The sequence below is a fragment of the Mycobacterium sp. genome (assembly GCF_036490025.1).
Classification (GTDB): Bacteria; Actinomycetota; Actinomycetes; order Mycobacteriales; family Mycobacteriaceae; genus Mycobacterium.
The window spans coordinates 1-8400 of sequence record NZ_DASXEP010000070.1; the positions used below are offsets into that span (position 1 = coordinate 1).

Here is an 8400-nt window from a genome sequence, read left to right on the forward strand (position 1 = left end):
AGGAGATCCAACAGCGCTATCTGCCGGCGATGATTGAAGGTCGCGAAAACGTCGCGATCGCGCTGACCGAGCCGGGGTCTGGCTCCGACGCCGGGGGCCTGACGACCGTGGCGCGACCGGTCAACGGCGGATGGACGCTGGGCCACATTTCTCCCATTCCGCGGCGGCGCGCGGCGGAATGCTGACGCTGAGCGAATGCGCGGCGACTGAATGGGCCGAATCCGGTGTCCGCGTCAACACCGTCGCCCCCGGATCGATCGCGTCGCAGGGTCTGGACACCTACGACGACAAGGACACCGCATTTATTCGCAACGACTTGACACCAGGTATCCCATTGCAGCGGTTTGGAACTGAAGCCGAAGTCTCAGCGGCTATCGTCTATCTGCTGTCGCCGGCGGCGAGCTACATCACCGGGTCCTGCATCCGCATCGACGGGGGAGCGCCGAACGCCCGTCGTGGATGGTGGGATCTGCAGCCGGCCAAGAACAATGTGGCCTTCGACGGGTTCCACCGGTCCTCGCCCCCCGCGATCCTCGATGAGGCGCCGTGATCTGTGTGCAGTCCCCACTCGTCGCGGCAGGGTGGGATCCGCTCAATGTGTCACCCGCCCCGGCCTACCCTTCCCAGGCACGCCGGCGTAGGCCTGCGCGATCTCGAGCCACTCGGCCGCGAGGTCACCCTCGACTAGAAGCGCCGTCTCGGTCCAGTGCCGCCGCTGGGTGACGACGCGCACGAAGTCTTCGCTCGTCCGCTGACCCGCATCGGCGGGACCCCACGTCCACAGTTCGTCCGGGTCGGGGCAGCGCAGCTCGACGCGAACGCGTTCGTCCGGGACCGCACGCTCGTGCAGGCGGTGCGCGAACGCGAACGTGCTGACCCCCAGGTGGGCGATGCTGCGCAGACCCGTGCAGGGCGGGTGCGGGACGCCGAGCGCGTCGTAGACATCGCATGCACACCACCCTTTGCGGCGTTGTACATCGCATGGTCCATGAGCTCGGTGCGCACCGAGTCGGCGCCGATGTTGACGGCCCGACCGTGACCACGAGATACCATGTGCGGCAACATCGCTCGTATACAGTAGATGGTCGTCCACAGGTTGCTGTTGAACGGTGGCGCGCAGCGGCTCCTCAGTGTGCTCCCGCGTTGGCCAGCCCGGGATCTTGTCCGGCAGCATGGGGAGTGTCTTCTCGCAGCCCACGAAAATGGTCGTGTAACAGGTGATTACGAGTCCGGCTATGACGGATCGGCGCCCGATGGGGGCACGAGGGGCCGGCGCTTCCCCCGCAGTTGCTCCGTCATGACGTGGCGCCGCGGTCGCGTGGCGCAACCACCCGTGGCAGTTGATCTTTGGCGCCTTGTTCAACGCGTGCACAGCAAATCACCGACGCTCGACCGTTAAACCGGAAAGTGACCCTGATGGGGGACCCATAATCCCTCTTGGTGGAGCAGTCACCGTACTGAAAGCGTCGATATCGTTCCCGCCATGCCGCAGGCTGAGCATGACCATCTGCAGCTGCGGAATCGGGGTTTCCTCGCCGTGGCAGTGTCGTCAGGCACACCGCGGCGCGACCCAGTTCGCACGCGCGATAAAGGCCGTCTAGAACCCGGCATAATCGGTCACCGGCCCTCGTGTCACCAACGGGTTTCGCTGATAGGCCGACGAGGCATGCGTCGCGAGCATTCGCGAGCGAACCTGCGGTGCACCCACCTGACGAACGTGTCGTGGAGGCACCAATGGTGACGGTGTATCGAGTCGCCAAGCCCGTTCGCGTAATGGGCGGCTTCTTCGCGATGGCGCTGGACGGCATGGTGCTGACGTTCAGGCCGCCGTTCGCCTGGCGTGAGTACCTACTACAGAGCTGGTTCGTGGCGCGGGTGTCGATGCTGCCGGCGTTGATGATGACGCTTCCCTACTCGGTGATCCTGACGTTCATCTTCAACATCCTGCTGACCGAAATCGGTGCCGGCGATTTCTCTGGAACCGGCGCGGCGATCGGCACCGTCAACCAGATCGCTCCCATCGTCACGGTGCTTGTGGTTTCCGGCGCGGGCTCGACGGCGATGTGCGCCGACCTGGGAGCTCGGACGATCCGCGAAGAACTCGACGCGATGCGCGTGTTGGGCATCAATCCCGTTCAGCGGCTGGTGGTTCCGCGCGTGCTGGCGGCCACCACTGTGGCTTTGGCGCTGGAATCCGCGGTGACGGTGGTCGGTCTCGCCGGCGCATTCTTTTTCACCGTGTATGTCCAACACGTCTCGGCGGGTGCGTTCGTGACCGGGCTGACGACGCTTACCGGCCTTGCCGACGTCATCGTCTCGATGATCAAGGCGACGCTATTCGGCTATGCGGCAGGCATGATCGCCTGCTACAAGGGCATCTCCGTCGGCGGTGGTCCGGCCGGTGTCGGCAACGCGGTCAACGAGACCGTTGTCTACACCTTCATGGTGTTGTTCGCGATCAACGTCATCGTGACCGCCGTCGGTATCCAATTCACGGTGTCATGAGGTGAACCCATGACGCTTACCGTTCCCAGCAAGCTCCATCCGCGGCTGCAGCGCACCATCAACCTTGTGGTCCGCGAGTGGAATCGGATCGGATCGCAGATGCGGTTCTATGCCACGACGATCGGTGCGATTCCCGATGCCGTCATCAACTACCGGACCGAGGTGCTGCGGTTGATCGCGGCAATGGGGTTGGGTACCGCAGCGCTCGCAATGATCGGCGGGACTGTCGTGATCGTCGGCTTCCTGACGATGACCACCGGTGCCTTGGTGGCAGTGCAGGGCTACAACCAGCTGGCGTCTGTCGGTATCGAAGCCCTCACCGGTTTCGCGTCGGCTTACTTCAATGTCCGGCTCATTGTGCCCGGAACCGCCTCCGTCGCCTTGTCGGCGACCATTGGTGCCGGCGCCACCGCTCAGATGGGCGCGATGCGGATCAACGAGGAAATCGACGCGCTCGAGGTAATCGGTATCCGCAGCGTGAGCTACCTGGCGTCCACCCGGGTCGTCGCCGGGGTCATCGTGGTCATCCCGCTGTACTGCATCGCAATCATGATGGCCTTCCTGGCCTCCCGCGCTGGCACCACCGCCATCTACGGACAGGGCACCGGCGTCTACGACCATTACTTCAACACGTTCCTCAGCCCCCGCGACATCGTCTGGTCGTTCCTCCAGTCGGTGGCGATCACGGTCGTGGTCATGCTGGTGCACACCTACTACGGGTACACCGCAAGCGGCGGGCCGGCCGGGGTGGGTGAAGCCGTCGGCCGGGCGGTGCGTACCTCGATGGTGGTCGCGGCGGTGGAGATCGTGCTGATCACCCTCGCCGTCTACGGCCAGTCCGGCAACTTCCACTTGGCGAGCTAGTGACATGAAACAACGCAGACCAGGAGAACACCGCATCCCCACCGCGTGGTGGACGCTGATCATGTTGGGGGCAATCGGCCTGTTCCTGTTCGTGACCACGGCGGCCTTCAGCGGCATCTACAGGTCGTATGTGCCGGTGACATTGACATCGGATCGAGCGGGACTGGTGCTGGAGGCGAACGCCAAGGTGATGTTGCGTGGCGTCCAAGTCGGCCGGGTCAGCCAGATCGGCAGTGGCAGGAATGGGGCCAGCTTGAGGCTGGAGATCGATCCTGACCAGATCCGGTATATCCCGGCCAACGTGCAGGCACAGATCAATGCCACCACTGCGTTCGGCGCCAAATTCGTCGACCTGATGTATCCGTCGAACCCAAGTCGTGCGCGGCTCGCCGCCGGTGCGGTACTGCATTCAAAGAATGTCAGCACAGAGATCAACACGGTCTTCCAAAACGTCGTCGACCTGCTCAACATGGTTGATCCGCTCAAGCTGAACGCGGTGCTGAGCGCGGTGGCCGAAGGCGTGCGCGGACAAGGTGAACGGATGGGCGAGGCCACCACCGACCTCAACCAGGTCTTGCTGGCACTCAACGCGCGCAGCGACACCATCCGCCAGGACTGGCGCAAGCTCGGCGACCTCAGCAACACCTACGACGCAGCCGCCCAGAACATCCTGACCATCTTGAACACCGCCAGCACCACCAGCAGCACCGTTGTGAATCATCAGAAGGAGCTGGACGACCTGCTGCTCAACACCGTTGGTTTCGCGCAGGCCGGAACCAACCTGCTCGGCCAGAGCAAGGACAATTTCGTCGCGTCGGTCAACACCCTGGAACCTACGACGAACCTGCTGCTCAAGTACAACCCCGAGTACACCTGCTTCTTACAGGGCGTCACCTGGTATCTCAACAACGGCGGCTATGCGGCGTGGGGCGGCGCCGACGGCCGGACGCTTCAGCTCGACGTCGCGCTGTTGCTAGGCAACGACCCCTACATCTATCCCGACAACCTGCCCATTGCCGAGGCCAAAGGCGGACCCGGCGGAAAGCCGGGATGCGGGTCGCTGCCGGACGCCACGAAGAACTTCCCGGTGCGGCAGCTCGTCACGAACACCGGTTGGGGAACCGGGCTCGATATGCGGCCCAACCCTGGCATCGGGCGTCCCTGTTACGGGTCATACTTCGGGGCCACCCACCCTGTGCCGGAGCCGCCGCAGGCGAGGCTCGATGAACCGGCTTCGGCGACGAGCAGGCGCTTCCGCAGTTGCATCCCCGGACCGGCGGTTGGGCCGCAGCCAACCCTTGGGTTCGCAACGCCGCCGTACGGGGCGCAGCTCTACGGGCCGGGCGGGGTGCCGCTGTTTCCCGGGGTACCGCCGGCACCGCCGCCGCCGGGTCCGCCGCCACCGGCAACGGGTCCACCGCCACCCTGACCGCCATTCTGGCCGCCGACGATCCACAGAAGCAGGAGAGAAGCCATGAAGGAAAACCTCAGAGGCACCATTGTGGGCCTGGGCACTTTCCTGACCGTTAGCCTGCTCGCGGCGTTCCTTTTGGTTTCGGTGTTCGCCCAGGTTCGGTTCGGCGCAGGCAACACCTATTACGCCGAGTTCAACAACGTGACCAATCTGAGGAAGGGCAAGCTTGTCCGGATCGCCGGGGTGGAGGTCGGCAAGGTCAAGAACATCTCCATCAATCCGGACGCGACGGTGCGGGTCGAGTTCACCGCCGAAAAATCAGTCACCCTCACCGAGGGAACCCGGGCGGTGCTGCGCTACGACAATTTGTTCGGCGACCGCTACCTGGCGCTCGAAGAAGGGGCCGGGGGGCTCAAGACGCTTAGTCCCGGTCGAACGATTCCGCTGGCTCGCACGGAACCCGCGCTGGATCTGGATGCGCTGATCGGCGGCTTCCGCCCACTGTTTCGGGCGCTCAACCCGGACCAGGTCAACGAGCTGAGCAAACTGTTCATCCAGGCGTTTCAGGGCCAGGGACCCACGATCGGGACGTTTCTGGACCAGGCGGCCGCGGTGACCAACACGTTGGCCGACCGCGATCTGCTGATCGGGCAGGTGGTCGACAACCTCAATGTGGTGCTGGGGTCGCTGGGCGGTCAGAGCGACCGATTGGACAAAGCGGTGACGTCGCTGTCCCAGTTGGTTCACGGGCTGGCCGCCCGCAAAACCGACATCTCCAACGCGGTGGCCTACACCAACGCCGCCGCCGGCTCGGTCGCCGACCTCATGTCGCAGGCCCGGCAGCCGTTCCGGAAAGTGGTCCAGCAAACCGACCGGGTCGCAAACATTGCGCTGGCCGACCATGACTACCTCGACAACCTGCTCAACACGCTGCCGGACAAATACCAGGCGCTGGACCGCCAGGCGATGTACGGCGACTTTTTCAGCTTCTACTTCTGCGACGTCGTGCTCAAGCTCAACGGCAAGGGCGGCCAGCCGGTGTACATCAAGATCGCCGGTCAGCCCTCGGGACGGTGCACGCCCAAATGAAATTGTTCTCTGAACGCAACCCCATGATCATCGGCGCCATCGGCCTCGTGGCGGTCTTCGTGGTTGTCCTGGCTGCGCTGCAGTGGCAGAAGCTGCCCTTTCTCAACCCGGGCAGAAACGTCTCCGCGTATTTCGCGGACGCCGGCGGGCTGAGGACCGGCAATGGCGTCGAGATCTCCGGTTTTCCGGTGGGAAAGGTGTCCAGCATCGAACTCGACGGGTCCGGCGTGCTGGTGAAGTTCAAGGTCTCCAAAAACGTTCATCTGGGCGACCGCACTGAGGCGGCGATCAAAACCAAAGGCCTCCTGGGCAGCAAGGTCCTCGACGTCACACCCCGCGGCGACGGCCGGCTCGAGGGCATCATCCCGATGGATCGAACGGTGTCGCCCTACCAGCTGCCCGACGCTCTTGGCGACCTTGCCACCACGATCAGCGGCCTGAACACCGAGCAGCTGTCCGGATCGCTGACCACCTTGGCGCAAACCTTTGCCCATACCCCGCCGGATCTGAGGAACGCGCTAGAGGGGGTGGCGAGGTTTGCCCAAACGCTCGACGAACGCGACGCCCACCTCCGTAGCCTGCTCGACAACGCGGCCAAGGCCACGGGAGTGTTGGCCAAGCGCACCGACCAGGTGGTCAGCCTGGTGAAGGACACCAATGCGCTGCTGGCGCAGCTGCGGACGCAGAGCGCGGCCCTGGACCAGATCTGGACGAATGTCTCCGCGGCGTCGCGGCAACTGCAGGGATTCATTGCCGAGAACCGGCAGGAGCTGCGGCCGGCACTGGACAAGCTCAATGGGGTGTTGACGATCATCGACAACCGCAAGGAGCGCCTGCAGAAGGTCATCCCAATGGTCAATGCCTATGTCATGTCGCTAGGCGAGTCGGTTGCGTCGGGCCCGTTCTTCAAGGCATACGTGGTGAACCTGCTGCCGGGACAGTTCGTGCAGCCGTTCATTAATGCCGCATTCTCCGACCTGGGACTGGACCCGGCGACACTGCTGCCGTCGCAGCTGACGGACCCGCCGACCGGTCAGCCCGGGACTCCGCCACTGCCGATGCCGTCCCCGCGGACCGGCCAGGGCGGCCAGCCACGGCAAAATCTGCCCGACGCGATCACCGGCAACCCGGACAACCATCAGTGCGGTGTTCCCGGCGTGGCTTTGCCCGGTCCTGGCTGCTACCCCTATCGGCAACCGCCGCCGGCCCCGCCAGCTGGCGGTCCTCCGCCGGGGCCGCCCCTTGTTCCTATTCCCGCACCGACCCCCACGCCGGTCATTGTGAACGACCCTGCGACGCGACCGGGAGGCCAACCGTGATGGGCTGGCTACGAGACAACGCTCGCGTGGTGCTCGCGAGCACCCTGGTGCTAGTGCTCGTTGCCGGTTTGGTCGTCGGGATGCGAGCCAGCGATCAGGCGGCCCGGACCGTGGTGGTCGGCTACTTCGACAACAGCAACGGCGTATTTCCCGGCGACGACGTGCGCATCCGGGGCGTGCCGGTGGGCAAGGTCGAAAAGATTGAACCGCAGCCTCTGCGGTCCAAGATTTCATTCTGGTTCGATCGCAAGTACAAGGTCCCCGCCGATGCTAAAGCCGTAACTTTGTCGCCGCAGCTGGTGACGGGTCGGGCCATCCAGCTGACCCCGCCCTACACCGGCGGGCCCACGATGGGTAACGGCGCGGTCATTCCCCAGGCCCGCACGGCGGTGCCAGTCGAGTGGGACGACTTGCGAGACCAACTGCAGCGCGTCACCGAATTGCTGAAGCCCACCCAGCCGGGCGGCGTGAGCACGCTGGGTTCGCTCATCAACACCGCTGCCGACAACCTGCGCGGGCAGGGCCCCACCATCCGCGACAGCATCATCAAACTGTCGCAGACGGTCTCCGCGCTCGGCGACCACAGCAAGGACATTTTTTCCACGTTCAAAAACCTGTCGACGCTGGTGACGGCGCTGCACGATAGTGCCGATCTGCTCGAACAGCTGAACCGCAACCTGGCCGCGGTCTCGTCGGTGCTCGCCGACAATCCGAACAAGGTCGGTCAGACGGTGGAGAGCCTCAACGGGGTCCTGTCGGACTTGCAGAGCTTCGCCGCAGACAACCGTGAGGCCATCGGCACCACGTCGGACAAGCTGGCGTCGATCACCACGGCGGTGGTCCAGAGCCTCGACGACATCAAGCAGACGCTGCATATCGGCCCGACGGTGTTGCAGGACTTCAACAACATCTTCGAGCCGGCCAACGGTGCGCTGACCGGCGCGCTGGCGATCAACAACTTCGCCAACCCGATCGCCTTCCTCTGCGGAGCTGTGCAGGCCGCCTCCCGCCTCGGGGCCGAGCAAGCGTCGAAACTTTGCGCGCAGTACCTGGCGCCGATTTTCAAAAACCGCCAGTACAACTTCCCGATGATCGGAGAGAACCTCTTCGTCGGACCACAGGCCAGGCCCAACGAGGTCACCTACAGCGAGGACTGGATGCGGCCCGACTACGTTCCGCCAGCTAATACGCCGCCGCCGGCCCAAGCGG

The 8400-nt window shown here is 64.4% G+C and carries 8 protein-coding genes and 1 pseudogene; 8 read left to right on the forward strand and 1 reads right to left on the reverse strand.

The features are described 5' to 3' along the window. Both VGG53_RS07715 and VGG53_RS07720 read left to right on the forward strand, forming a co-directional pair. A pseudogene (locus VGG53_RS07715) lies at nt 1-185 on the forward strand (hypothetical protein); the annotation flags it as partial. Continuing rightward, the gene (locus VGG53_RS07720) at nt 179-550 is read left to right on the forward strand and encodes an SDR family oxidoreductase (protein ID WP_331517460.1); all 372 of its coding nucleotides are present in this window, start codon (nt 179-181) and stop codon (nt 548-550) included. The pseudogene VGG53_RS07715 and the gene VGG53_RS07720, both read left to right, overlap by 7 nt. A 134-nt stretch (nt 551-684) precedes the next feature. Here the strand turns inward: VGG53_RS07720 and VGG53_RS07725 are convergent, their stop codons facing one another. Next, complete coding sequence (locus VGG53_RS07725) at nt 685-1065, reverse strand: hypothetical protein (protein WP_331517461.1); 381 nt, start codon at nt 1063-1065, stop codon at nt 685-687. 669 nt (nt 1066-1734) lie between these two features. Between VGG53_RS07725 and VGG53_RS07730 the strand changes: the two genes are divergently transcribed. The 6 genes from VGG53_RS07730 to VGG53_RS07755 form a co-directional block, all read left to right on the forward strand. Beyond that, nucleotides 1735-2505: an ABC transporter permease gene (locus VGG53_RS07730; RefSeq protein ID WP_331517467.1), complete on the forward strand. Its 771-nt coding sequence runs from the start codon at nt 1735-1737 to the stop codon at nt 2503-2505. A 9-nt stretch (nt 2506-2514) separates the two neighbouring features. Continuing rightward, complete coding sequence (locus tag VGG53_RS07735; protein WP_331517462.1) at nt 2515-3369, forward strand: ABC transporter permease; 855 nt, start codon at nt 2515-2517, stop codon at nt 3367-3369. 4 nt (nt 3370-3373) lie between these two features. Beyond that, a complete protein-coding gene (locus tag VGG53_RS07740) occupies nt 3374-4798 on the forward strand; it encodes an MCE family protein (RefSeq protein ID WP_331517463.1) in 1425 nt (474 codons plus the stop codon). A 45-nt stretch (nt 4799-4843) separates the two neighbouring features. Further along, complete coding sequence (locus VGG53_RS07745) at nt 4844-5872, forward strand: virulence factor Mce family protein (protein WP_331517464.1); 1029 nt, start codon at nt 4844-4846, stop codon at nt 5870-5872. Continuing rightward, nucleotides 5869-7191 carry an MCE family protein gene (locus VGG53_RS07750; RefSeq protein ID WP_331517465.1) on the forward strand — a complete coding sequence of 441 codons (1323 nt, stop codon included), beginning with the start codon at nt 5869-5871 and terminating at the stop codon, nt 7189-7191. The genes VGG53_RS07745 and VGG53_RS07750 overlap by 4 nt, the downstream gene beginning before the upstream one ends. Then, a partial coding sequence (locus VGG53_RS07755) for a virulence factor Mce family protein (RefSeq protein WP_331517466.1) occupies nt 7191-8400 on the forward strand: 1210 nt, incomplete at its 3' end. The genes VGG53_RS07750 and VGG53_RS07755, both read left to right, overlap by 1 nt.